At 61.9% G+C, this 24,973-nt stretch carries 19 protein-coding genes; all 19 read right to left on the bottom strand.

All coding sequences use genetic code 11. The features are described from left to right. Window positions 1–77: 77 nt before the first annotated feature. Entirely contained in the window at window positions 78–1,679 is a 1,602-nt protein-coding gene (locus PTZ19_RS15205) for a response regulator transcription factor (protein ID WP_276355919.1), read from the bottom strand. Continuing rightward, the gene (locus PTZ19_RS15210; RefSeq protein WP_276355920.1) at window positions 1,664–3,451 is read right to left on the bottom strand and encodes a sensor histidine kinase; all 1,788 of its coding nucleotides are present in this window, start codon (window positions 3,449–3,451) and stop codon (window positions 1,664–1,666) included. The genes PTZ19_RS15205 and PTZ19_RS15210 overlap by 16 nt, the downstream gene beginning before the upstream one ends. 136 nt (window positions 3,452–3,587) lie before the next feature. Further along, on the bottom strand, window positions 3,588–4,727 hold the full coding sequence (gene ftsZ, locus PTZ19_RS15215; RefSeq protein ID WP_276355921.1) for a cell division protein FtsZ: 1,140 nt from the start codon (window positions 4,725–4,727) through the stop codon (window positions 3,588–3,590). A 47-nt stretch (window positions 4,728–4,774) separates the two neighbouring features. Continuing rightward, entirely contained in the window at window positions 4,775–6,022 is a 1,248-nt protein-coding gene (gene ftsA, locus PTZ19_RS15220) for a cell division protein FtsA (RefSeq protein WP_276355922.1), read from the bottom strand. A gap of 200 nt (window positions 6,023–6,222) precedes the next feature. Next, window positions 6,223–7,005: a cell division protein FtsQ/DivIB gene (locus PTZ19_RS15225; RefSeq protein ID WP_276355923.1), complete on the bottom strand. Its 783-nt coding sequence runs from the start codon at window positions 7,003–7,005 to the stop codon at window positions 6,223–6,225. An 86-nt stretch (window positions 7,006–7,091) separates the two neighbouring features. Next, a complete protein-coding gene (murA, locus tag PTZ19_RS15230) occupies window positions 7,092–8,381 on the bottom strand; it encodes a UDP-N-acetylglucosamine 1-carboxyvinyltransferase (protein WP_276355924.1) in 1,290 nt (429 codons plus the stop codon). A gap of 17 nt (window positions 8,382–8,398) precedes the next feature. Next, window positions 8,399–9,304, bottom strand: coding sequence for a UDP-N-acetylmuramate dehydrogenase (murB, locus tag PTZ19_RS15235; RefSeq protein WP_276355925.1), 906 nt, complete (start codon window positions 9,302–9,304; stop codon window positions 8,399–8,401). Window positions 9,305–9,522: 218 nt separating this feature from the next. Continuing rightward, a complete protein-coding gene (gene murG / locus PTZ19_RS15240) occupies window positions 9,523–10,650 on the bottom strand; it encodes an undecaprenyldiphospho-muramoylpentapeptide beta-N-acetylglucosaminyltransferase (protein WP_276355926.1) in 1,128 nt (375 codons plus the stop codon). A gap of 5 nt (window positions 10,651–10,655) precedes the next feature. After that, entirely contained in the window at window positions 10,656–11,753 is a 1,098-nt protein-coding gene (gene spoVE / locus PTZ19_RS15245; RefSeq protein WP_276355927.1) for a stage V sporulation protein E, read from the bottom strand. Window positions 11,754–11,799: 46 nt separating this feature from the next. Then, window positions 11,800–13,233, bottom strand: a complete 1,434-nt coding sequence (gene murD, locus PTZ19_RS15250; protein WP_276355928.1) for a UDP-N-acetylmuramoyl-L-alanine--D-glutamate ligase — start codon at window positions 13,231–13,233, stop codon at window positions 11,800–11,802. Window positions 13,234–13,248: 15 nt separating this feature from the next. Continuing rightward, entirely contained in the window at window positions 13,249–14,208 is a 960-nt protein-coding gene (gene mraY / locus PTZ19_RS15255) for a phospho-N-acetylmuramoyl-pentapeptide-transferase (protein ID WP_276355929.1), read from the bottom strand. Between the two features lie 3 nt (window positions 14,209–14,211). Beyond that, window positions 14,212–15,612: a UDP-N-acetylmuramoyl-tripeptide--D-alanyl-D-alanine ligase gene (locus tag PTZ19_RS15260; protein ID WP_276355930.1), complete on the bottom strand. Its 1,401-nt coding sequence runs from the start codon at window positions 15,610–15,612 to the stop codon at window positions 14,212–14,214. After that, window positions 15,609–17,096, bottom strand: coding sequence for a UDP-N-acetylmuramoyl-L-alanyl-D-glutamate--2,6-diaminopimelate ligase (locus PTZ19_RS15265; RefSeq protein ID WP_276355931.1), 1,488 nt, complete (start codon window positions 17,094–17,096; stop codon window positions 15,609–15,611). The genes PTZ19_RS15260 and PTZ19_RS15265 overlap by 4 nt, the downstream gene beginning before the upstream one ends. 85 nt (window positions 17,097–17,181) lie before the next feature. Further along, entirely contained in the window at window positions 17,182–19,104 is a 1,923-nt protein-coding gene (locus PTZ19_RS15270) for a stage V sporulation protein D (RefSeq protein ID WP_276355932.1), read from the bottom strand. Between the two features lie 82 nt (window positions 19,105–19,186). Next, window positions 19,187–21,451, bottom strand: coding sequence for a penicillin-binding transpeptidase domain-containing protein (locus PTZ19_RS15275; protein ID WP_276355933.1), 2,265 nt, complete (start codon window positions 21,449–21,451; stop codon window positions 19,187–19,189). Window positions 21,452–21,463: 12 nt separating this feature from the next. Then, window positions 21,464–21,868 (bottom strand): cell division protein FtsL, encoded by a 405-nt coding sequence (gene ftsL, locus PTZ19_RS15280; RefSeq protein ID WP_276355934.1) that lies wholly within the window; start codon window positions 21,866–21,868, stop codon window positions 21,464–21,466. Between the two features lie 61 nt (window positions 21,869–21,929). Further along, window positions 21,930–22,883 carry a 16S rRNA (cytosine(1402)-N(4))-methyltransferase RsmH gene (gene rsmH / locus PTZ19_RS15285; protein WP_276355935.1) on the bottom strand — a complete coding sequence of 318 codons (954 nt, stop codon included), beginning with the start codon at window positions 22,881–22,883 and terminating at the stop codon, window positions 21,930–21,932. A gap of 155 nt (window positions 22,884–23,038) precedes the next feature. After that, a complete protein-coding gene (gene mraZ / locus PTZ19_RS15290) occupies window positions 23,039–23,476 on the bottom strand; it encodes a division/cell wall cluster transcriptional repressor MraZ (protein WP_276355936.1) in 438 nt (145 codons plus the stop codon). 143 nt (window positions 23,477–23,619) lie between these two features. Further along, on the bottom strand, window positions 23,620–24,879 hold the full coding sequence (locus tag PTZ19_RS15295) for a DUF4349 domain-containing protein (protein WP_276355937.1): 1,260 nt from the start codon (window positions 24,877–24,879) through the stop codon (window positions 23,620–23,622). Window positions 24,880–24,973: the final 94 nt, after the last annotated feature.

The following is a 24,973-nucleotide window of genomic DNA, read 5'->3' on the forward strand; positions in this document are numbered from 1 at the left end:
AATGCGAAAAAGGAAGACGGAGAGCGCGGCTCCCGTCTTCCTTCGCCAATCGCGTTTGATCGATTCCCCATGCATGGTCAGATGTCCTGGTATCGTTTACGGTATTCCTGGGGCGTCAGGCCGGTCAGCTTCTTGAACAGCTTGGAAAAGTGCGAGAAATTCCAGTAACCTACCGAAATGGCGATATCGCTGATTTTGACGTTCGTCTTCGCGAGTTCGCGTTTGGCCTTCTCGATCCGCAATTCGACCGTGTAATCGGTCAGCGATTGACCGGTCTCCTTGCGGAACAGTCTCGACAGATAGGCGGGATTCAAGTAAACATGCGCGGCGATCGCTTCGCGGTTCAAATCCGTCTTCAAATGGCGCTCGATGAACTGCTTCACGCGGACGATCGTATTCGAAGCTTCGTTCGAATGGCTTTGCAGATGCTCGGCCGCGGCATCCGTAAAAGCCGTCGTCCAAGCTCTCATCGCCCCGAGCGACTTCAGCGCGTGCTCTCCGTCGCGCCATTCCCGGCCGGGGTAGACGACTTCCGGGGAAATCGACCGGCGCTGCAACAGTTGGAATACGACATGCACCAGTCCGAAGTAGTAGTTGACCATGAAGGCATGATCGACCCGCTCGGCCCGCAGCCTGTCGAACGTCAGCTCGATCCGCCGGCGAAGCTCGGCCTTCTTTCCTTGCTCGAGCAGCGCCGCCCACTCCTGCAAATTCGGCGCGGCTGCCGTCGTTTTCCTCTCCCGGTCGAAAGCGGCAAGGCGGAACACTTTGCCCATCTTGCCGACGTTCGATCTCTCCATGTCCGCCAGCGAATCCATGGCGGTTCGAAGCGCGCCTACCCGTATCGGCTCGCCGATGTAGCATGAAACGACCGCATGCAAATACTCGGAGCATTTGCGAACGAACTCCTCGCAGCGCGCGGTCAGCCGCTCCGGCGTCTCCGCTTCGGGGCGGTACAGCAGCGCGAAGAGCATCCCGCTCGGATCGTGCACGACATGGCCCGGCTGATCTTTGAGCAGCAGTTCGGCAGCCGCGTTCTTGAGCGCGTAGGTCATGATCTCTTCGTCGCGGGCGTTCCAGTCCTGCTTCCATTCCTCGATGCTGATCAGCAGCGGCAGCACGGGATCCCCGGTCCCGAGGCCGATGCCGTACAACCGGTACATCGGCTCAAGCTCGCGGGGGACGGCGGCAATCCGCAGATGGAGCACGTCAAGCCAGAACCGTTCCACGAGCAAGGGAACTTGGCGGTGCCATTGGTCGTGGTAGTATTCGTACGTTTTCCGGTAAACCTCCTCCTCCTCGCGCTCGCGTATCGCGTCGATCGCTTTCGCCACGCGGTCCTTCAGCACCGCATGATCGATCGGCTTCAGCAAATAATCGAAGCTGCCGAGCCGAACCGCCTGCTGGGCGAACTTGAAGTCGGCATGCCCCGTGAGGAAAATCGTTTCGGTGTTCGGGAAGTGGTCATTCACCCATTCGAGCAGCTCGATGCCGTTCTCCTTCGGCATGTCGATGTCCGATATGAGGATGTGCACCGGATGATCTTGGAAAATTTGCCGGGCTTCTTCCGCGTCGTAAGCGGAGTGAATATCCGCGATCGGCAAGGAAGACCAGTCGATTCCGTGCGCGATTCCCCGTATCGCGACCTCTTCGTCGTCCACGATCAATAAGTTGTACATTCCGATTCCCCCTCCGGCCGTTCGGATTCCGGCGGGGCGGGAAGCTTGATCCGCACCGCCGCTCCGCCGTTCCCAGGTGCATGGAAGAACGTGACGCTCGCCTCTCCGCGATAATGCAGCTTCAGGCGCTGAATGACGTTCAGCACGCCCAGCCGGCTCGTCTCCGATTGGGGGAGCTTTTCGCCCGCGTTCAGAAGCTCCAGTACGTCGTCGGCGAATCCGACTCCGTTATCCTCGATCGCCAGAAGCATGAAACGTCCGCCCGCCTCCTCGACCATTTGCCCGCCGATCGTAATGACGAACGGCTTCCGATGGTTGACGAACCCGTGGATGATGGCGTTCTCCACGAAAGGCTGGACGCAAAGCGCCGGAACGGCCTTGCCTTTCATCCGCTCCGGAACGTCATAGCGCCACGACAGCTTGTTCGGAAACCGGTAGCTCTGGATCCGCAAATAGCTTTCGATATGGCCGAGTTCTTCCTCCAGCGTGATCAGATCGCGGTTGACCCGCATGATGAAGCGGAAATAATCGCCCAAATGCAAGGCCATTCTCTTCACCGGCTCCAACTCGCCCAGCGCCGCGAAGTTATAGATGATGTTCAGGCTGTTCATGTAAAAATGCGGATTGATCTGCGCCTGAAGCTGTTTCAGTTCGATTCTCTGCGCACGCAGCTGTTCTTCGTACATGCCGATTCGCAGCGTCTTGATCTGCTCGGCCATGTTGTTGAACGTGTTCGCCAGGAACACCAATTCCACGGTATCGTTCGTCTGCAGCCGCACGTCCAGGATGCCGAACGATATTTTCCTCATGCCCGAGATGAGCTGCTGAAGCGGCTTGAAAAGCTTATGGCGGATAAACAACAAATAAAAGGCGAAAATGAGCAAAATCCCCAGCGCCATGAAGTAAGCGACTTTCTGGAAATAGGGCAGCCCCTGAAGCATATAACTTTCCGGAATGATGATGCTGGTCGTGATGTCCGCCTGGCTGCTGGGGTGGTTCATGATCATGAACCGTTTGCCCGTCGCCTCGTCTTTCACGAAGCGGAAAGGGGCGTCGTCCCGAAGCCACTCCTTGTTCGGCAGATGAAAACCGCTCTCCTCGGAAGAAACCCCCAGACGCCGGCCGCCCCACTCGAAAACGGCGCTTTCCCCGATGCCCCCGTCGTTCCACTGAATCGCCAATTGATCGAGAATGGTGGAAACGCGGATGATGGCCCCGACGTATAAACCGTCCGTTACCTCCATCGACCGGACCAGAAAATCTCCGCCCGGCATGCGCTTGTCGTACCAGAGCATCCATTCGTTTTTTTGCGCAAGCCGGCCTTTGCGGATGAAAAGTCCGGCGTTATCGTTCAGCACGACTTTCACGGCGTCCACCCTTCCGGAGGTGCTGAAGATCAGATCGTCGTCGCTGAAAACGAAGATCGTGTCGATCAAATTGTAAAAGCCGACGTCTCTCTGGATTTTGTTCTGGATCCGGATTTTCGTCAGCATGTAGGGGTCGCTTCCGACGGGATACGATGCGAGGATTCCGACGTCGGTATCGAGCACGGCCAGCTTGCTCAGATAGCCGCTGATCTCGGACATCGCGCGATCGGTGGATTCCGCGAACAGATCCAGCGTGTTCCGGTACGTCTCGGATATTTTGTCGCGCACGACGTTCTTCGCATACAGGTTGTTGCCGACGACGAACAGCACGACCGGGATCATGACGACGAAGAAACTGATCACGAGCTGCGCCTTGATCGATCGCTTCAGCGGGACTCCCCCCAAACCGTGTATAAACCGTACGATTCGATTCGCGTGCCGTTCCGTTGTAAGCTATTGCTAGCTTAGCAATTGAAAACGTTTTCCGCAACAGGGCAACAAAAAAGACGACCCGAAGGCCGTCTTTGTCTCTTTCTTCATCTTACCGGTCCCCGCCGCGCGGGCGGTTGCGGAGGAACGCCGGGATGTCGAGCTGGTCGTTCGACATCTGCTGGCTGCCGAACGGCCGAAGGTTGCCGGCCGGGCGCACTTCGGAAGCGCTGCTTGCGCCGGCTTGCGGCTGATGCTCAGCCGCCGGAAGCGGCGACCCCGGACGGCGCGACGGCGCCTTGTGCTCGAAGCCGGTGGCGATGACCGTCACCTTGATGTCTTCGCGCATGTTGTCGTCGATGATGGCGCCGAAGATCATGTTGACTTCCGGATCGCAAGCCGCGATAACGATTTCGGCCGCTTCGTTGACTTCGTACAGAGACAGGTTGGATCCGCCGGTGATGTTCATGATGACGCCGCGGGCGCCGTCGATCGACGTCTCGAGCAGCGGGCTCATGATCGCCTTGCGCGCCGCTTCCGTCGCGCGGTTCTCGCCGCTGGCTTGGCCGATGCCCATGAGAGCGGAGCCGCGTTCGGTCATGATCGTCTTCACGTCGGCGAAGTCCAGGTTGATGAGGCCCGGTACGGCGATCAGGTCGGAGATGCCTTGGACGGCCTGCAGCAGGACGTTGTCGGCGATGCGGAACGCTTCCATCATCGGCGTCTTCTTGTCGACGATCTCGAGCAGCCGGTCGTTCGGAATCACGATCAGCGTGTCGACTTTTTCCTTGAGCGCTTCAATGCCAAGCTCGGCTTGCGTCGAGCGTTTGCGCCCTTCGAACGTGAAAGGCCTCGTCACGACGCCGACCGTCAGGGCCCCGCTTTCCTTCGCCAACTCCGCGATGACGGGTGCCGCTCCGGTTCCGGTGCCGCCCCCCATGCCCGCGGTGACGAACACCATGTCGGAGCCGTTCAGCGTGTTCAGGATCACTTCCCGGGATTCCTCGGCCGCTTTCTTTCCGACGTCCGGGTTGGCGCCCGCGCCGAGTCCGCGCGTCAGCTTGTCGCCGATCTGCAGCTTTTGTTCGGATTTCGTCAGTTGAAGCGCCTGGGCGTCCGTGTTCACGGTGATGAAATCGACGCCCTTGACGCCGTTCTCGATCATTCGGTTGACCGCGTTGCTGCCGCCGCCTCCGACGCCAATGACCTTGATTTTCGCGAGCGGTTCCATTTCAAAATCGAATTCCAACATGTACCAAACTCCTCCTCGCTTCGCTTGAACCTATCGTAAGCGGCGGCTTAAATGAATTCTTTGAACAGGTTTTTGAACCATTCTTTGAGTCCCGGCTTCGAAGAGGAACCCGAAGCGGCGGCCGTTTTGGCTTTGACCGGGCGCTTGCCGGGGGCGGCTCCCCGGTTGCGCAAATATTTCGTCACGTATTGGATCATGCCGACTCCGCTGCTGAACGACGGGTCGCGCACGCCGATGTAGTCCGGCACCGCGATCCTTACGCTGGATTCCAGCTCTGTCTGGGCAAGCGGAAGGACGCCGGCCATCGAGACCGAGCCGCCCGTCAAGACATATCCGTTGATCTTGTCCAAGTAACCGAGGCGTTTCACTTCCTGGCGGATCATCTGGAAAATTTCCTGCATGCGGGGTTCGATGATATTGGCGAGGTCTGCCTGGGAAAATTCTTTCTCTACGTTGGTCCCGACCCGCGTCACCTTGAACTTGACGTCCTCGGCGGCATCCATGGCCCGGGCGCATCCGAACTTGAGCTTGATTTTCTCGGCGTGCTCCGTCTGGGTTTTCAGGCCGTAGCAGATATCGCTCGTGACGTAGTCCCCGCCGATCGGCAAAGTCGATACCGCCGCCAGGCTTCCGCCCTCGAACACGGCCAGCGTCGTCGCGCCGGCGCCGATGTCGGCCAGCACGGTGCCCATGATCTTTTCGTCCTTGGACAGCGCCATCATGCCGGAAGCGAGCGACATCAGGATGATGCCCGAAATGCGCAGGCCCGCTTTCTCCACGCAGCGCATCAGGTTATGTACGGCGGCTTTCGTACCGGTGATGATCGTGCATTCCACTTCGAGCCGGACGCCGATCATGCCCCTGGGATCTTGGATGTCTCCCAATCCGTCCACCAGAAACTGCTTCGGCACGAGATTGATGATTTCCCTCTCCGGCGGCAGGGCGACGACTCTGGCGGCCTGCATGACCCGCTCGATGTCTTCCTGGCCGATTTCCCGGTCTTCGTTGGACACGGCGACGACGCCGTGGTTCGTCTGCAGGGCGATATGATTCCCGGCGATGCCGACGTATACTTCGTCGATCGTAATGCCGACCATTCGTTCGGCGTGGTCGACGGCATTGCGGATGGATTGCACGGTCTGGTCAATATCGACAATGGCGCCTTTGCGGATGCCTTCGGAATCCGAGGATCCGACGCCAATGATGTTAATGGCCCCGTTGCTGATTTCCCCGATGATCACCCGGATCTTGGACGTACCGATATCCAGGCTGACAATGAGGTCGTTGCTGCTCAAAACGGCGGCACCTCCCGTAGATCGATGGATATGAGAGCGATTAAGGGATGGATACGGATGTATCCTTATGAAGATTCTACATCCGCGGGATTTTCCCTCTTTTTTCTACAATTTTTTTCGTTTTTCGTCCGAAAGGGCGAATCGGCATTCTACGCTTCCATTCCGATGGCCCATAAATGAAATTCTAGCATCTTTTTAAACTATTGAGTAGTGCCGTTTTCCTTATGTCCATCGGCTTCCCCGGTTTCGGAGGTCCCTTTTTGCGCGGAGAAGGGCAGGTAGGTGTCCGCTTCCAGCATCGTGATCGTGCCGGGTTCCCGATTTTCCACGATTTCGCTAAGATAGGGAATTTTCTCCTTCAGCTTGGACACCGTCGTGATCACTTGGAACCGCGATCTCGTAAACAGCTTGATCCGATCCGGATACGACTTGGAAGGATCGGGCTTGATCTCCGACAAATCGGACAACAGCCCGTCCGGCATGGACGCCAGCGTCCCGCACAGCGCCTTGCGGACGGCGTCGTCCGGCTTCCACCCGGTCAGGACCGGCTTGTCCGGCATGCCGCCCGCAACCGCGGGCAGCGCCAGCCCGTTCTCCAGCACGACCCGGACCGCGCCGTCCGAACCGATCTCGCTGGCGACCTCGGCAAATTCCAGCACCCGGACCTCCACGGTTCCGGGGAACTTCTTGAGCACCCGTACGCTTTTCACCGGCGGCAGAACCCGGATCCGTTCTTCCAACTTGCCGGAACCCGGCGTAAAGAAGGAATCGCCGGGTACGACGCCCAGCGCCTTCTTCACGTCGGCTTCCGACAAATGATGGATGCCCGAAACTTCGATTTGGGACACCTTCGATAGAGAGGAGCGGAAAAACAGGATCACGAGCGCGATCAAGAGCAGCAAGACCAGCATCGCGATCAGCCGGCCGCTGCGCCGTTTCGGGGCTTCCTTCTCCCGTTTCAGAGCGGGGATCCGTTCGTTCATCCTTGTTCCTCCTTCTATCGGGCCGATTCCGCCCGCATGGCATAAAGCAGCCCCGCGACTGAAGCCATACCGCGCGGGGCTTGGGATCACCTGGCCTGGTGCACGATCTCTCTCTCGTTCGTCTCTCTTATGATCTGCCCGCCCAGTCGGGCGAACATCTCTTCGATCCGGTCGTATCCCCGGTCGATATGGTGAACCTGCTCGACGACGGTCCGGCCTTGGGCAGCCAATCCCGCGATGACGAGAGCGGCTCCCGCCCGCAGATCGGTCGCTTCGACCGACGTTCCGTACAGCTCGGGAACCCCGCGGATGAACGCGTTATTCAGGTCCACCCGGATGTCCGCGCCCATGCGGCACAGTTCGTCGACGTGCTTGAACCGTCCTTCGAATACCGTCTCCTTGATCAGGCTCACGCCTTCCGACAACGCCAGCATCACCATGAGCTGGGCCTGCAGGTCGGTCGGAAACGCCGGATACGGAGACGTCACGACGCGTTCGACCGCTTTCGGCCGGGCATACGCGCCGACTTTCATTATATCATTGCCGATCTCGATTTGAACACCTGCCCGCCGGAGGACGTGAATCAGGGAAGTCAAATGCGCGGGCTGCGTTCCTTCGATCGATACTTCGCCGCGGGTCGCCGCAGCGGCCACCATGACCGTGCCGGTCACGATCCGGTCCGGGATGATTTCGTACTCCCCGCCGTGAAGCGATTCGACGCCGTCGATTTGGATGGTGTCGGTCCCCGCCCCCCGAACTCGGGCGCCCATCCGGTTGAGGAAATTTTGCAAATCCTGGATTTCCGGCTCGCGGGCGGCTCCGACGATCACGGTCCGTCCCTTCGCCTTCACCGCGGCCATCATGATGTTTTCCGTCGCCCCCACGCTGGGAAAATCCAAGATGACCTCGGTTCCTCGCAGCTCGGGCGCCCGGCAGACGATCCGGCTGCCCTTCTCCTGAATGTCGGCCCCGAGGGCCGCCAAGCCTCGGAGATGGAGATCGATTTTCCGTTCCCCGATCGCGCACCCGCCCGGCTGGTACAGCTGCACCTCGCCGAACCGGGCCAGCAGCGGTCCCGTCAGGAACACCGAGGAACGCATCTGTCTCATCAGAAATTCCGGAATGTGCGAAGACCCGGCCATCGTGGAATCGACGGCGACCGAACGGTTATCGTTGTCGTACCGGGCCTTGCAGCCCAATTCCCTCAAAATGTCCAGCATGACTTCGATGTCCAGCAGGCGGGGAACGTTGCGGATCGCGACCGGTTCCTCCGCGAGCAGACTGGCGGCTAAAATCGGCAAAGCGGCATTTTTGGCTCCGTGGATGCGTATGGTGCCCGAAAGCGGCGTACCGCCTTCAATCACCAGTTTGTCCAAGGGGTTTCACCTCCGGGTTACCGCTCACCCATCAAGAGAACCTCCGGCACCAGCTGGATTCCGTTCTTTGCTTCGATTGTGCGCTGAATTCTCCCCATGAGGGTGAGAACGTCCTCAGCCGTCGCACCGCCGAGATTGACGATGAAGTTGGCGTGCACGAGGGAGACCTGGGCCCCGCCTTCCCGCATGCCTTTGAGGCCCGCGGCTTCGATCAGCCTGGCGGCGTGGTCGCCGGGCGGATTGCGGAACACGCTGCCGCAGGTTGGCTCCTGCAGGGGCTGCGTCCGCCTCCGGCGGTCTTTGTACGATGCCATGGCCGCCGCGATTTCCGTGCGGTTCCCGGGCGTAAGGCGGAAAACCGCGCGGGTGACGATGCCGCGCCTGTCGTGCAGCACGGAATGGCGGTACGAGAACGCCATCTCCTGCGTTCCGAGGACCGCTTCGCTTCCGTCTTCCCAGACGATGTCGGCTGACTGAAAGATGCGTGATACGTCCGAGCCGTGCGCTCCGGCGTTCATGTAGACGGCTCCGCCCACCGTGCCGGGAATCCCTCCCGCGAATTCCAGCCCGGTCAGCCCTTCCTTGCCGGCCAGGACCGAGAGCTTGATGAAGGAGTAGGAAGCGCCTGCCGTCACGGTTCCGCCTTCGAACCGGGCTTCGTCGAAGCCGTCGCCCAGCTTGACGACCGCGCCCCGCACTCCTTTGTCGGAGACCAGCGTGTTCGATCCGCGGCCCAGCACCTGCCACGGAACGCCGTGGCGGTGCAGCAGCCGCAGGGCGGCGGCCAGCTCCTCGCGGTTCTCGGGCACGATGAGCGCGTCCGCGGGACCTCCGATTTTCCAAGTGGTATAGGGAGCCAGCGGTTCTTGGAACCGCACCTGCCCTACCGGAGCCTGCGCAAGCTCCTGGATCCACTTCTGCATTCGAAAGTTCCTCCTCTCTCGAGCTTTCGGCCGCCGGGGGCGGCCCAAGCCGAGCCGATTCCATTACGTCTTCGCCTGAGGGCCGGTCGCCGCCGCCCTCCCGCGCTGGCGCACGTCTGCGGCTGTCACGATCACCCTGTATCTTATGTCAGGCCGTCAGGGGAGGTGACAAACGCCTAGGCCGCCCTCCCCTTCCCGCCGCCGCGGGGCGCACCCCGTCAGCCGGCGGTCTTTTTCTTCCGCTTTTCGATGATCCGTTCCAACTGCTCCGCGATCGTCTTCGCCGCGTCCGGCATGCCCAGCTTGCGGGCCGCTTCGGCCATGGAAGCTCTCCGCTTCTCGTCCTTCATGATCGAAGATACGGCCGCGAACAGCGATTCGCCGGTCAGCTCCCGCTCCAGGATCATGACGGCCGCCCCCGCGTCCGCCAAGCTGCGGGCGTTCGGCTCCTGGTGGTTATTCGTCACGTTGGGGGACGGGACGAGAATCGACGGCATGCCGACGGAGGTGAACTCCGCGATCAGCGACGCGCCTGCCCGGCTGACGACCAAGGAAGCCGCGGCCAACACTTCCGGCATGTTATGGATGTACGGCAGCACATGAACCCGGCCGGACGCGGCCGATTCGAGCCCGCGCACGCGGTCCCTCGTCTCCTCATGGAACCGTTCGCCGGTCACGAAGACGAAGTGCGCGCCGGGCAGCCGATCCAGCATCGGCACCATGCCGACGGCGGCTTCGTTGATCGCCCGGGCCCCGCCGCTGCCTCCGACGGTCAGCACGAACGGGGTGCCCTTCGGCAAGCCGAGCGAGGCGAATCCCCGGGCCGCGTCCGCCCCGACGACCGCGGTCGCGCATGGGTTGCCGGCGTATACCGAGTCCGGTATGCGCGAAAAAAACGGGAGCGAATCCCGGAAACTGACGGCTACCGCGTCCACGTAGCGGCTCAGGAATTTGTTGGTTAAGCCCGGCACGACGTTCTGCTCGTGGATGAGCGTCGGAATGCCGAGCTTATGCGCGGCGTACACGACGGGTCCGCACACGTAGCCGCCGGTGCCGACCACGGCGTCCGGCCGGAAGCGGCGCAGCAGTTCCTTGGAGCGGCGCACCGCCTGCCAGAAGCGGATGACGGTCCGCACGTTCTCCCAGGAGAGCGAGCGGCGGAAACCCGTGATGTCCAGCGCTTCGAACGCGATGCCGTGCTGCGGCACGATGCGGCTCTCCATCCCCCTGCGGCCCCCGATGTACAGAAGCTCCGTATCCGGATGGCGGGCTTTCCATTCCTTGCCGATGGCGAGGGCGGGGTAAATGTGCCCCCCGGTTCCCCCGCCGGTCAACACGACGCGCATGGCGGTCACCTCGTATAACGGGATAAGTTCAATAAAATGCCTAAAGCCGTAAGCAGCAGCGTGAGCGACGAGCCCCCGTAGCTGACGAGCGGCAGCGTGATGCCCGTCACCGGCAGCAAGCCGATGACGACCCCGATGTTGATGAGCACCTGCACGGCGATGATGCCGACGATGCCGGCCGCCAGCAAGCTTCCGAACGGATCGCTGAGCGTGATGGCCGTGCGCATTCCCCGCCAGATCAGCACGAGGAACAGCAGCAGCAGCAAGGTGCCCCCGATAAACCCGAGCTCTTCCGCCAAAATGGAAAAAATGAAGTCCGTCTGCGGCTCGGGCAAATAATTGTACTTCTGGCGGCTCATGCCGAGCCCGAGGCCGACCAGGCCGCCCGGCCCGATCGCGTACAGCGACTGGATCGACTGGTACCCCGCGCCGAGCGGATCCTGCCACGGATCGAGAAACGCCGTGATCCGTTGCAGGCGGTAGGGCGCCGCGGCGATGAGTCCGCCCAGGCCGGCCAGGCCCAGCAGGCCGAGCCCGCCGAGATGGGCCACGCGCGCTCCCGCCGCGTAGATGACGAGCAGGGAGGCGCCGAACATCACCACGCCCGTGCCCAGGTCGGGTTGGAGCATGATGAGGCCGAACGCCGCGCCCAGAATGGCCAGCGGAGGCAGCAGCCCCTCGCGGAACGAATGCATGCGGTCCTGGCGTTCGGACAGCAGCCGGGCCAGGAACAGGATCATCGCCAGCTTCATGAACTCCGAAGGCTGGATCCCGAACGAGCCGATGCCGAGCCAGCTGCGGGCCCCGCCGCGGACGACGCCGACGCCCGGCACGAGCACGATGAGGAGCAGGCCGAAGCACGCCAGCAGCGCCGGCCCGGCCCATTTGCGCCATACCTGGTAGTCCACGTTCATCGTGAAGAACATCGCGGCCACGCCGAGCAAGGCGAATACGAACTGCCGCTTCACGTAATAATACGGGTCCCCGTAATCGTGGAACGCCGCGACGGCGCTGGCGCTGTAGACCATCACGATGCCGATGGCCAGAATGCCGAGCGTGGCGGCGATCATCCAAAGATCGGGAACGGAACGGGACTTGGCCATGAATCGGACACCTCGCGTACTTGTGGAAGTGGGGACAAGCCCCCTTCTACAACGTATGCGCCGATTGCTTAAACATGCGGCCGCGGACCTCGTAAGACGGGAACATGTCCCAGCTCGCGCAGGCCGGCGACAGCAGCACCGTGTCGCCGGGCCGCGCCATGGCGGCGGCTTCCTCGACGGCCCTGCGGAGCGTGCCCTCGGCGTCACCCACAGGTTCGACGATTTTCACGTCCGTTAAACCGGCGGCTTCCGCCACCTTCCGCAGCTTCTCCCGCGTCTCCCCCAAGGCGACGAGCCCTTTCACGCGGGTCCGGAACACCGGGAGCAGCTCCATGTAGTCGGAACCGCGGTCGAGCCCTCCCGCGATGAGGATCAGCGGGGAGGGCAGCGACAGGATGGACATCGTGGTGGCCATCGGGTTCGTCGCTTTCGAGTCGTTGTAATAGTGCGAACCGCCGAACTTGCCGACGTACTCCAGCCGGTGCTCGACGCCCCGGAACGTGCGCAGCGGTTCTTCCAGCAGCGCCGGATCGGCGCCGGCGGCCAGCGAGACGGCGATCGCGGCCAGCGCGTTGGCGGTATTATGCCGGCCCGGGAGGCCGATGTCGCCCACCCGGATCAGGCGCGTTTCGCGCCCTTCGAAATCCCGGCAGACGACCCATCTCTCCAAGTCCGGCTCTTCCTCGAGCGGTTTGATCGACGGATAGGGCGGCACGACGCAGACGCCGGCCGCAAGCTCCTGGGTCAGCGAGAACGGCAGCTTGCGGGCGGCGAAACGGTTCGACAATTCCCGGCATACGGCGTAGTCGGCATTATACACCGCGACGTCTTCTCCGGTCTGATTCTCGAACAATTTCGCCTTGGAGGCGACATAATCCTCCATCGTGCCGTGGTAATCGAGATGCGTCTCGGCGATGTTGAGCAGGCAGGCGATCCGCGGCCGGAAATCGGCCGTGCCCTTGAGCTGGAAGCTGCTGAGCTCGGCGACGAGCCATCCGTCCTCGCGGACCTCCAGCGCCGCTTCGCACAGCGGCCGGCCGATATTTCCGGCCACGAGCGGATGTTGCCCCGCGGCTTTCAGCAGCTCCCCCGTCAGCGTCGTGGTCGTCGTTTTCCCGTTCGACCCGGTAATGCCGATGATCGGCGCTTTGGACAGCTGTCCCGCCACTTCCACCTCGGTGACGATGGCCACGCCCAGGCGCTCGGCCTCCGCGACCGGCGGCGCCGAATACGGGATGCCCGGGTTTTTGACCAGCAGCGAAGTCCGTTCGTTCACCAGGCCGTCCGGATGTCCCCCGCATACAACAGAAATGCCCAAAGCCTCAAGTTCCTCGGCTTCGGGACATTGCGACCTTTCCTTCCGATCGTTCGCCGTGACGAGCGCGCCCGCTTGATGGAACAGTTTGGCGGCGGCGACGCCGCTCCTGGCGAGGCCGAGCACGACGACCTCCCGCCCGCGGTATTCTTCCAGCTGATTCATCCGAATATAGCCCCTTTACATCTTGTACAAAAACAGACCGGCCGCGGCCAAGATCAGCCCCGCCAGCCAAAACACGGCGACGACGCGCCATTCCGACCAGCCCGACAGCTCGAAATGGTGATGGATCGGGCTCATCTTGAAAATGCGCTTGCCCCGCGTTTTGAAAGAAGCGACCTGGAGAATGACCGACAGCATTTCCAGGACGAACACCCCGCCGATCACGATCAGCAATATTTCAGTTTTCGTCAGGATGGCGACGGCGGCGATTCCCCCGCCGAGGCCGAGCGAGCCCGTGTCGCCCATGAACACCTTCGCCGGGTGCGCGTTATAGACCAGGAACCCCAGCACCGCCCCGACGACCGCGGCGCAGAAGACGGCCGACTGCGGCTCCGCGGCCTCGACCGCGACGACGGAGAACGCCCCGAACGCGAGCGCGCTCGTGCCGGACAGCAGCCCGTCCAGCCCGTCGGTGAAATTCACGGCGTTGCTGGAGGCGAAAAACATGATGACGACGAGAACGTAATAGCCCCAGCCCAGCTGCCAGGAGAGGTGGGTTCCGGGAATCCCGAGCGTCGTCGGATGATCGTTCGCGTATAGGATGCCGCAGAAAAGGATGGAAAATAACAGCTGGCCGAACAGCTTTTGCTTGGCGGTTAAGCCCAGCGAACGTTTGAACGCGATTTTGATATAGTCGTCCAGAAACCCGACGAGGCCGAAGCCCAGGCAAGCGACCAGCAGCGCCCAGAATTCGAAGCCCCGTTCCGAAAATTTCAGGAAAGCCAGCGTCAGCGCCAGCATAATGATGATCCCGCCCATCGTCGGCGTTCCCGACTTCTTGAGGTGGGACTGGGGGCCGTCGTCCCGCACCTGCTGGCCGAATTTCATCCGGCGCAGGAGCGGAATGAGGAGAGGCCCTAGCAAAACCGCCAGCACGAACGACACGCCGAGCGTGAGCAGCACCGATCCGTAGTCCATGGCTTAAAGGGCGTCTCCTTTCTGCAAAGCGGCGACGATTTCTTCCAGGCGCATGCCGCGGGAAGCTTTGACCAGCACCAGGTCGTCCGGTTCCGTGTCGCGGGCCAGTACGGCCGCCAGCTCCTTCTTGTCCGCGAAATGGCGAACCGCGCCGACGGGGAAGGCCGGCTTGGCCGCTTCCGCCGTATGGATCGACAAAGGGCCGAACAGGTAAACGTCGTCCGCGATCTCCGGCGTGATCGACTTGCCGATGCCGGCGTGGAACGAGACTTCCTCCGGGCCCAGCTCCAGCATGTCGCCGAGCACGATCCGTTTGCGGCGGTAACCGTTCAGCCCGGCCAGAAGGGCGAGCGCCGCGCGGACGGAGGTCGGGCTGGCGTTGTACGCGTCGTTCAGCACGACCGCGCCGTTCGCCGCGCGGGTCCGCTCGATCCGCATGCCGGTCAGCTTCGCGGAACGCAGGCCTTCGGCGATTTCCGCGTCGGACAAGCCGAAGACGCGTCCCGCGGCGACGGCCGCCAGCGCGTTCATCGCGTTATGCTTGCCGGGTGCGGGGATCTCGAAAGCAACCTCGCCGCCGTCCGACCGGACGCGGAAAGCCGTTCCTTCCAACGTCACGCGGAAGTCCGACCCCGTCAGGGCGTTGTCCGGCCCTTCCCCGAACGTCAGCACCTTCGCTCGCCCGTCGAGTCCAAGCTCGGCGATCTCTTCATGCAGCAGCGGTTCGTCGCCGTTCACGATAAGGGCGCCTCCGGGCTTCAAACCGTCGGCGATTTCCAGCTTCGCCTTCGCGATGTTGCGGCGGGAACCGAGATGCTCCAGGTGCGCCTCGCCGATGTTGGTGATGACGGCGATATCCGGTTTGGCCAGACGGGACAGCAAGGAGATTTCGCCGCGGGCGCTCATGCCCATTTCCAGCACGAACGCTTCGGTGTCCGGGGCCGCCCGCAAGATCGTGAGCGGCAGGCCGATATGGTTGTTGAAGTTTCCTTCCGTCTTATGTACGCGGAACCGCGTGGAGAGAACGGAGGACAGCAGGTCTTTCGTCGTCGTTTTGCCGTTGCTGCCGGTGACCGCGGCCACTTTGGCGTTCAGGGACGCCAGGTAACCCTCGGCCAGCCGTTGCAGCGACTCGAGCGTATCGTCGACCCGCAAGAGCGGCAGGCCGGGCGACTCCGGAACCGGACGGGAACGCGCCCACAGCGCCGCTGCGGCTCCCGCGGTCCGGGCGGTCTCGAGGTAGTCGTGCCCGTCGAAGCGATCGCCCGCGAGCGGCACGAACAGTTCGCCCGGCCGAAGCGTCCGGGTATCCGTCGAAACGCCGGCGATCCGGGCCGCTCCCGCGGATTCGTCATATTCGGCTCCGCACCAGGCGGCGATTTCCCTAAGGGTGGCTTGGATCACGCTTTTCGGCTCCTTACGGCGGCTCGCGCCTCCAGGCGGTCGTCGAAATCATGGGTGACGCCGCCGATGATTTGATAGGTTTCATGGCCTTTGCCCGCAATCAATACTACATCCCCGGGGCCGGCCATTTCAACCGCTTTTTCGATCGCCGAGCGGCGATCGGGCTCCAGCGCGTACCGGTCTTCGGACACGTGCGCTTCTCTCAAACCGGCAACGATCTCTTGGATGATCGCCATCGGGTCCTCGGTCCGCGGATTGTCGCTGGTGACGATCAGCGCGTCCGCGAGGCGAGCCGCGATTTTGCCCATTTTGGGCCGCTTGGTCCGGTCCCGGTCGCCGCCGCAGCCGAACACGCAGATCACGCGCCGATCGGTCAATTCCCTCACCGTGCGGAGGATGTTCTCGAGGCCGTCCGGCGTATGGGCGTAATCGACGACGACCGCGAAATCCTGGCCTTCGTCGACGAGCTCCGCCCGGCCGGGCACGCCCGTCACGGATTCCAGGCTGGCGATCGCGCGGTCGACCGGAATCCCTTCGCAGAAGGCCGCGGCCAGCGCGGCCAGCGCGTTGTACACGTTGAATTTGCCGACCAGCCGCAGCCGGACTTGCCGTTCCCCGGCGGGGTATCGCAAGGTGAACGAGGTGCCGCTCGCGGTAATCGCCACGTCCGCCGCCCGGAAATCCGCTTCGCGGTCGATGCCGTACGTCACGGTTTCCGCTGCGGTGAGCTTCGCGAACCGCCCGGAAGCGTCGTCGTCCGCGTTCAGGACGGCAAAGGAACGATCCTCCGGTCCGGAGCCGTAATCGTTGCCCAGACGCGCGAAAAAGAGCCCTTTGGCCGCCTCGTACGCTTCCATGGTCCCGTGGTAATCCAGATGGTCCTGAGTTAAGTTGGTGAAAATCGCGGTGCGGAATCGGACCCCTTTAACCCGGCCCTGCTCCAGCGCGTGCGAGGACACTTCCATGACGCACCGCCGCGTGCCGGCATCCGCCATCGCCCGGAAGATCCGCTGCAGCTCCAGCACGTCGGGCGTCGTCCCCGACATCGGAAGGCTCCGGCCGGCGAAGCGCGTCTCGATCGTCCCGATGACGCCGGCGGGCGTACCGGCGTCCTGCCAAATTTTCTCGATTAAGTACGTAGTCGTCGTTTTCCCGTTCGTGCCCGTCACGCCGACGGGACGCAGCGCCCGGGAAGGATGGCCGTAAAAGAAATCGGCCAGCACGGCGAGCGCCAGCCGGGTGTCGGGTACGACCAACTGCGGCAGCGAGACCGGCAGCTCCCGCGAGACGACCAGCGCCGCCGCCCCCTTCTCCGCCGCCTGTCCGGCGAATTCGTGCCCGTCCACGGTATGTCCGGGCAGGCAGAAGAACAGCGTGCCCGGCTTTGCTTTGCGGGAATCGGTTTCCAGATCGGTAATGGCGGCGCTGCCGTCGCCGACGATCCGGGAGAGCAGCAACCGTTTTGACAATTCGTGCAGATTCATGTGCAACCGTCCTCCTAGGGCCCGTGTACCTCCATTATTCACCATGCCGGCACCCGCATCAAGAGCGGAAAGGCGATTGGCAAAATCAGTCACCCGCTCCGAGGTAAATCCGGATCACGGAACCTTGCTCCATGCGGGCCCCGGCCGCCGGAGCCTGCCGGATCACCGTGCTGCCTTCGCCGGAGGAAGCCAGCCGGAAGTTCATGTTCAGATCCTCGTAAATATCGGAAACCGTCTTGCCGACGAGATTGGGCACGGTCACGATTTTCGTATCTCCGTATCTATATTCTTTCTCCACTTGTTCGGTCCGCGGCTTTACGCCCAGATAAGGCAGCGCGTCGGCCATGATGTTCCGCACGATCGGCGCGGCGACGAGTCCCCCGAACTGGATCCCTTGCGGGTCGTCCACCGCCACGTAAACGACCAGCTGCGGATCGTCCGCCGGCGCGAAGCCGATGAACGAAACGATATGCTCGTCGGGCGAGTAGCGGCCGCCGACGACTTTCTGGGCCGTTCCCGTTTTGCCTCCGACCCGGTAGCCGTCCAGGAACGCGTTCCGTCCGGTGCCTTGGGCGACGACCTTCTCCAGCGCTTCCCGCACTTTCTTGGATGTCTCGGGCGATATGACTTGCCGGACGAGCTCCGGCTGTTTCTCCTCGAGCACCGTTCCGGTATCGGGCTGAATCCAGGCTTTCGCTACATGCGGCTTGAACAGCTTGCCTCCGTTGATGGCCGCCGACACCGCCGTGATCTGCTGGATCGGCGTGACGGATACGCCTTGCCCGAACGCCGTCGTCGCCAGTTCGACCGGGCCGACCTGAGAAGGCTTGAATAGGATCCCGTTCTCTTCCCCGTTCAGGTCGATGCCGGTTTTTTTGCCGAAGCCGAACGCGTTGATGTAGCCGAACAGCTTATCCTTGCCCAGCCGCTGTCCCAGCGCCACGAAGCCCGGGTTGCAGGAGTTTTCCACGACCTCGAGGAACGACTGGCTGCCGTGTCCTCCCCGCTTCCAGCACCGGAGCCTGGCGCCGCCCACCTCCACGGAGCCGGGATCGTAGAAATGCTCCTTCTCCAGGTCCACTTTCCCCTCCTGCAGCGCGGCGGCCAGGGTGATGATCTTGAACGTGGAGCCCGGCTCGTACGTCATCCAGATCGGCAGGTTCCGGTTATAGACTTCGGGAGATACCTCGCGGTATTTGTCCGGTTCGTACGTCGGGCGGCTGCCCATCGCCAGGATTTCGCCGTTGTTCGGGTTCATCGCGATGGCGATCACGTCTTTCGCCTGGAACTTCAGCATGGCCTGGTCCAGCTCCCGCTCCACGATCGACTGGACGGCCTGGTCGATCGTCAGCTGCAGCTTGAGCCCGTCGCGGGGCGGCGTGTACTTGTCGGTGGAGCCCGGCATCTGCCGTCCGGCGGCGTCGGTCAGGAACGACACGCTGCCGGGCAGTCCGCTGAGCCGGTCGTCGTAACGGAGCTCCAAGCCCGTAAGCCCCTGATTGTAACCGCCCGTGAAACCGAGAATATGGGAAGCCAGGCTTTGGAACGGGTAATACCGTTTGTTGTCCTCCCCGACCATGATGCCGGGAAGTCCCAGCTCCCGCACCTGCTGGGCTTTTTCCAGCGTGATTTTGCGGCCCGCCGGCTTGAGGTCGACATACATCTCGTTCTTTTTGAGCAGCGGAAGCAGCTTGCTTTCCGTCGTGCCCAGCACCGGAGCCAGTTTCCGGGCGGTCTCCTGCGGATCCTTGATCTGAACGGGGATCGCCCACACCGTCGGGGAGCTGATGTTATAGGCCAGCTTAACCCCATTGCGGTCCACGATCTCCCCGCGTTTGCCTTGGAACGGAATCTCCCTTCGCCAGGAATCCTCCGCCTTCTGCGAAAGCTCGGCGCCCTTCCACAGCTGGACGTAACCGAGCCGGATCACGAGCGCCGCGAAAGCGAAAACGACGAACAGGAGCGCCATGAACAACCGTCTGCGTACCGTGACCTGGGATATTTTCACGACAAAGACCCCCTTGCGCGTACCGCGGCCGATCGGCCTGATACAAGCCTATTCCGCGGTCGGGGGTCTTTAGAACAAGCCTTCAGCCTTTCGGGGCGCCGGAGTCGGGCGTCTTCGCGGCGGTTTTCGCTTTTTCGGCCGTTTCCGGCTTCCGGTCCGGGGGCGCCAGGGTCAGCTGGACCGCGGTTTTGCCGCCGGACGATTGGGCCTTCTGGGAGACGACGTAGCCTTCGCCCTCGACCGTGCAGGAAACTTTCAGGAGCGAGCACATGCTCATCGCGTCCCGGAGCGACAACCCCGCCATGTCCGGCACCGTGCCGGGCTTCGCGTCGGTGAGCAGATAGACCGGCTGCGAAGTCGGCAGGATGCTGCCGCCTTTCGGCAGCTGCTGCAAGACTTTGCTTCCTTTGCCGATGACCTGGACATCGAAAGACCGCCGGCTGAGCTCGTTTTTGGCTTGGGCCGGCGCCGTGCCGGTCACGTCGGGCACGACCGCCGTCACGTCGCCGGGGTTGGCCGCCGCGACGGTTGCCGTGTTCTTGCCGTTCGCGCTTGCCTGGACGTCCGGCAAGTTCGGGGCAATGCCCAGATGGCGAAGCGACTGCTCCATGATTTCCCGGAAGATCGGAGCGGCGACGGAGCCGCCGCCGGCCAGCGGAACCTGCGGTTCGTCCACGATGACGTAAAGCACGATCTTCGGGTTTTCCACCGGAGCGTAACCGATGAAGGAGACGACGTACTTGTCGTCCGAATATTTCCCGTCGATGACCTTCTGGGCGGTTCCGGTTTTACCCGCGATCCGGTAGCCGGGGATGTACGCGTTTTTGCCCGTGCCGATCTTCTGGTCGCTGACGACGGTTTCCAGATAATCGCCGACTTTGCGCGCGGCCTCTTCGGAAATGACCTGGCGGACCGCTTGCGGCTCGAACACCTGCTTCGTGCCGTGGGCGGGGTCCGAAATCGACTCGATCAAGCGGGGCTTCATCAATTTGCCGCCGTTCGCGACGGCCGCGACCGCCGTCACCTGCTGGATCGGCGTTACCTGAACGAGCCCCTGGCCGAAAGTGGCCGTCGCCACCTCCGACGGGTAGCGGAAACGGATGGAGCCGGCGACTTCGCCGGGCAAGTCGATCCCCGTCTTCGCGCCGAAACCGAAGTTGTCGATATATTGCCGCAGCTTCCCGGCGCCGAGTTTCTCGTAGCCGAGCTTGACGAAAGCCACGTTACTGGAGCGCTTGAGGCCTTCGAGGAAGGTGATTTCCCCCCATCCGCTCCAATTATGGTCGTGGATCGTCCACCCGGGCACCCTGATGCTCCCGGATTTGTACGTCTCGTTCGGATCGAACATGCCTTCTTGGACGGCCGCCGCCAACGTGACGATTTTGAAGGTCGATCCCGGCTCGTACACGGATTGGATCGCGTCGTCTTTGAACGCGGCTTGGTTGTCGGCGTATTTCCAATATTCGTTCGGGTTGAAGGTCGGGTAACTCGACATCCCGAGAATATCCATCGTTTTCGGATCGGCCGCGATCGCCGTGATGCTGATCGGATGGTACTCGTCGTAAGCCTTGCTCAGCGCTTGCTCGATGTAAAATTGGACGTCGCGGTCGAGCGTCAGCGTCACGTCTTTGCCGTCTACGGCAGGCTGCATCGATACTTTGCCATTGGGCAGCTGCGCCCCCGTGTTGTCTTTCTCGTAGCGGATGAAGCCCGGCGAACCTTTCAGTTCGCTGTCCAGGTCTTTCTCCAGCCCGATCACGGCGTTCCCGTCCTTGTTCGTATAGCCGAGGATATGGGCCGCGAGCGTGCCGTTCGGGTAATACCGCTTTTGCTCCTCCACGAAATAAAGGCCGACGTCTTTTTTCTTCGTCAGCTCCAGGAGTTCCGCGCGGAATTTGTCCAGCCGATCCTTCACCGCGGCGTCGATTTTCCAGCCGTCCGGGCGGATCTCCTTCTGGGCGAGGTACGTGCCGTTATCCTTTTTCGCTTCGATCATTTTCCGGAGATCGGCCTCGGGCGTGCCCAGCACGTTATGCAGCTTGGACACGATGCGGTCGGCGATCCGCCAGTCCGGGTTTTCCTTCTCCAAGTCGGCGATTTTCTGCGGACCGACCGCCACGGTGTAGGCCGCGGCATCGGCTGCGAGCACTTTGCCGTCGCGGTCCAGGATTTGCCCCCGTTCTTGGGGGATCGTTTCTTTGGTGGACCAGAGCTCCAGGGCGCGTTCGGACCACATCGCCGACACGGGGCCGACCTGGACCCAATAAATCCGGAAAATCAAGCCGACGAACAGGAGAGTCATGAGCCCTCCCACCAGCAGCGTCCGTTTTTTGATTCTGATGGACATGCGATTACCCTCTTATTTCTTCGTGTTCATGGCGATCGCTTTGCCGCCTTCGCCGACCGTGATTCCCTGGTTCGGATCGAGCGGAACCATGCCCAGCTTGTTCGTCGCTTCGTCGATGATCCGTTTCGGGTCGCTCAAACGCTCGACTTCCCTCTGAAGCTCCTTCATTTGGCCGGTCGTTTGCTCGTATTGCCGGTTCATCTCTTGGATTTGCCGGTTCATTTGATAGATTTCCGCGTAACGGTAAATTATGAGTCCGGCCACGACGGCGCACACGGCCACCGTAAGCAAATAGAGCAGCTTCTCTCCGATGGGGATCGAGCGGCGGCGGACGACCTTCTCCCGTTCTTTCTCCGGCCGTTGCGTCTCCTGCGGCTTGCGCTCCGGACGAAGCGCCAGGTTGCCATAATAAGCCATGTTTCTGCAAAACCCCCTTTATTGAGCTCGATCGTATTTTCCAGAATTCGACAAATCCAGGTCATAATTTTTCCGCGATCCGCAGTTTGGCGGAACGTGCGCGGGGATTGTCGGCCAGCTCCCGCTCGGACGGAAGGATCGGTTTCCTCGGCGTCAGCCGAAGCCGTCCGTCTCCCCCTCCGCACACGCAGACCGGAAAATCCGGGGGACAGGTGCAGGAGGCGGTTTCCGCCGCGAACATCGTTTTGCAAATGCGGTCTTCAAGCGAATGGAACGTAATGACGGCTGCTCTGCCGCCGGGTTTCAATACGTCGATCGTATCCTTCAGGGCATCCCGGAACGCCCCGAGTTCGTCGTTGACGGCGATGCGCAGCGCCTGGAACGTCCGTTTGGCGGGATGCGGACCCGTCCTCCGGGCCGGCGCCGGGATCGCCGATTTGATCAGTTCCACGAGCTCGCCCGTCGTTTCGATCGGCGCCTTCTGACGGGCGGCCGCGATGCTGCGGGCGATATTGCGCGCGAATTTCTCTTCGCCGTACTCCCGGATGATCCGGGCGATCTCTTTCTCTTCCCATTCATTGACGATGGTTCTAGCCGTCAAAGCCTGTTCCCGGTCCATCCGCATGTCCAATTCCGCGTCGCGGTTGTAGCTGAAGCCCCGGTCGGCTTCGTCCAGCTGCGGGCTCGAGACGCCGAGATCGAACAGCACGCCGTCCGCCCGAGGCAGCCCGTCCGTCTCCGGAACGCCGGCTTCGCGCAGGGCCCGGACGAGATGGCGGAAGTTGCTTTTCACCAGCGTGACGCGATCTCCGAACGGGGCCAAGCGAGTTCTCGCGTTCTCGAGCGCGGTATCGTCTTGATCCAGCGCGATCAGGCGGCCGCCGGGACCGAGCCTGGCCGCGATTTCCGAGCTGTGGCCCGCGCCGCCCAGCGTGCAGTCTACGTAGATGCCGCCCGGACGGATGTTCAGTCCTTCGACGGCTTCGTCCTTCAGGACCGTGATGTGGTGGAACATGCGTCGTACCCTCCCCGCAAGCTGTCTCGTTTCAAGATGCCGGATTCCGGAATCGGCCCCCGTAACGCCGGGCGCGGTTTCCGATTGCATGGCGGGGACCTCTTGCTCTCTTGGAATTCCAAACGATGTCTCTCTTTGATGAGGTTGCGAACCGGTTAGAAATTGAAGTCGAAATCGACCAGCTTCTCGGCGATTTCATTGAACGAATCCTGCGACTGACGGGAATATTCTTCCCAAGTGGCCGAATCCCAAATCTCCACGCGGGAGGAAACGCCGATCACGGTGCAGTCCTTCTCCAGCTTGGCGTATTCCCGCAGGTGCGCGGGCACGTTGATCCTGCCTTGCTTGTCCCACTCGCATTCGGATGCGCCGGAGAACAGAAGGCGGGTGAACGCGCGGGCATTGGCCGCCATGGAAGGCAGCGACTTCATCCGCTGTTCCAGCTGATTCCACTCGGAACGCGGATAAACGAACAAACAGTGGTCCAGACCGCGGGTCACGATGAAGTCGGGGCCGAGGGCGTCGCGGAACTTGGCCGGGATGATGATCCGGCCTTTGTCGTCGATGCTGTGTTGGTATTCCCCCAGGAACAACCGCCCCTACCCCCATTCTTCACCACTTTCCACCACTTTGAGCCACTTCGTTTGAATAATTCTCCCCATAAAATAAAAATCCTGCTTCGAGAGCAGGATTGGAGAAAAAAATATTTTAGACGATTAAGCATAGCCGTTCCCGGTTATTCCGGGGGATCGTTCGGTTTGCCGGATGTTGCGGGATCGTTCGGTTTACCGGAGCGTGAAGGATCGGCCGGGTGTTCGTCGACCTTAGGCGCCGTTGCTGCCCCTTCGTCCGCTAATGGCAGCGCCGGTACCGCTTGTGGAACGGCTTCGTTCCATGCTTTCCTCCGCAGCTCCGCTTCTTCCCGCCGCGACCGGCTGCGTGCGCGGATCAACAGATACGCGGGGATGCCGATCACCGCCGCCACGGCAGCGACGGGCAGCAGCGCCGCCAGGAAAACGAGCAGCGCCTGGCCGAACTGGCCCAGCGCTTTGGCGCTGCCCGTCAAGGCGCCCGCCAGCCGCTCGCCGAACCCTTCCTTCTCTTTCTCTTCCGTCTTTGCCGCCGCTTTTCCCTCGTACAGTCTGACGTTAACCGTCGAATAGGCGACATTTTGGTCGAGGTAACGCATGCGGCCTTTGATCTGTTCGATCTGTTCCTGCACGGCCGCCAGCTCGTTGGAGAATTTGACCAGGTCGTCGGATCCCGTCGCTTTGTCCATAAACGACAGCAGCCGCGTTTCCACCGTTTGCTTGGCCTGAAGGCGCGCGCTCAGATCCACGTACTCTTCGGTCACGTCGCTCCCTTCCATTTGAAGCTGCAAATCTTTCTCGATTCGGCGGAGCCGTTCGATAAAGGAAGAAAATCCGTCGGCCGGCACTTTGATGACGTAAGTCGCCCCTTTGCCGGACGCGTCCATGCTGTTGTTGAATTGCAAAATGTAGGATCCGCTCAGGTGGATCGCATCCCGCAGCTGCGATTCCGCTTGGTCGAAGTCGGGGACGTTCATGGACACGTTGGCCTTGTAAATGACTTTGCGGCCCATGCTTTGCGGATCGGCGATCGGCCCGATGCCGCCGCTTGCGGCGCCTGCCTCCACGGCGGAAGCGGAGGGCTGGGCTGCGGAATTGGCTGCCGTCGTCGCCGTTTTCGCGGAGGTAAAGGCCGTATCCGCCATCGCTTCCGCTTTCGGGGCTTCCAGCGCGCCGCCGTATTGGTCAACCGCCATTACGTCCTGCGCGGCTTCCGAAGCTTTGTCGCTTTGGGCCGCGCTGCAGGCGCTGAGGGCGAGCAAGATTGCGGCCAGCAGCGCCGCCAGTCCGGCCTTGCCCAGCCGACCGAGATTCCATGAAAAATTACCGGAGCTTTCGCGTTCCCGCGAGACTTGACCGAACCTTCCGCGTTCCCATGAAACTTGACCGAACCTTCCGCGTTTCATTGGCGCCTTTCCGCTCAACATCGTCGGATCCCCCTTTTTTCGTCTTCCTCCTCGTAGACGAAGCAAGGAATCCAAAGGTTGCCGGAATATGGAA

The organism is Cohnella caldifontis (assembly GCF_029360585.1).
In the GTDB taxonomy this organism is placed as follows: Bacteria; Bacillota; Bacilli; order Paenibacillales; family Paenibacillaceae; genus Cohnella; species Cohnella caldifontis.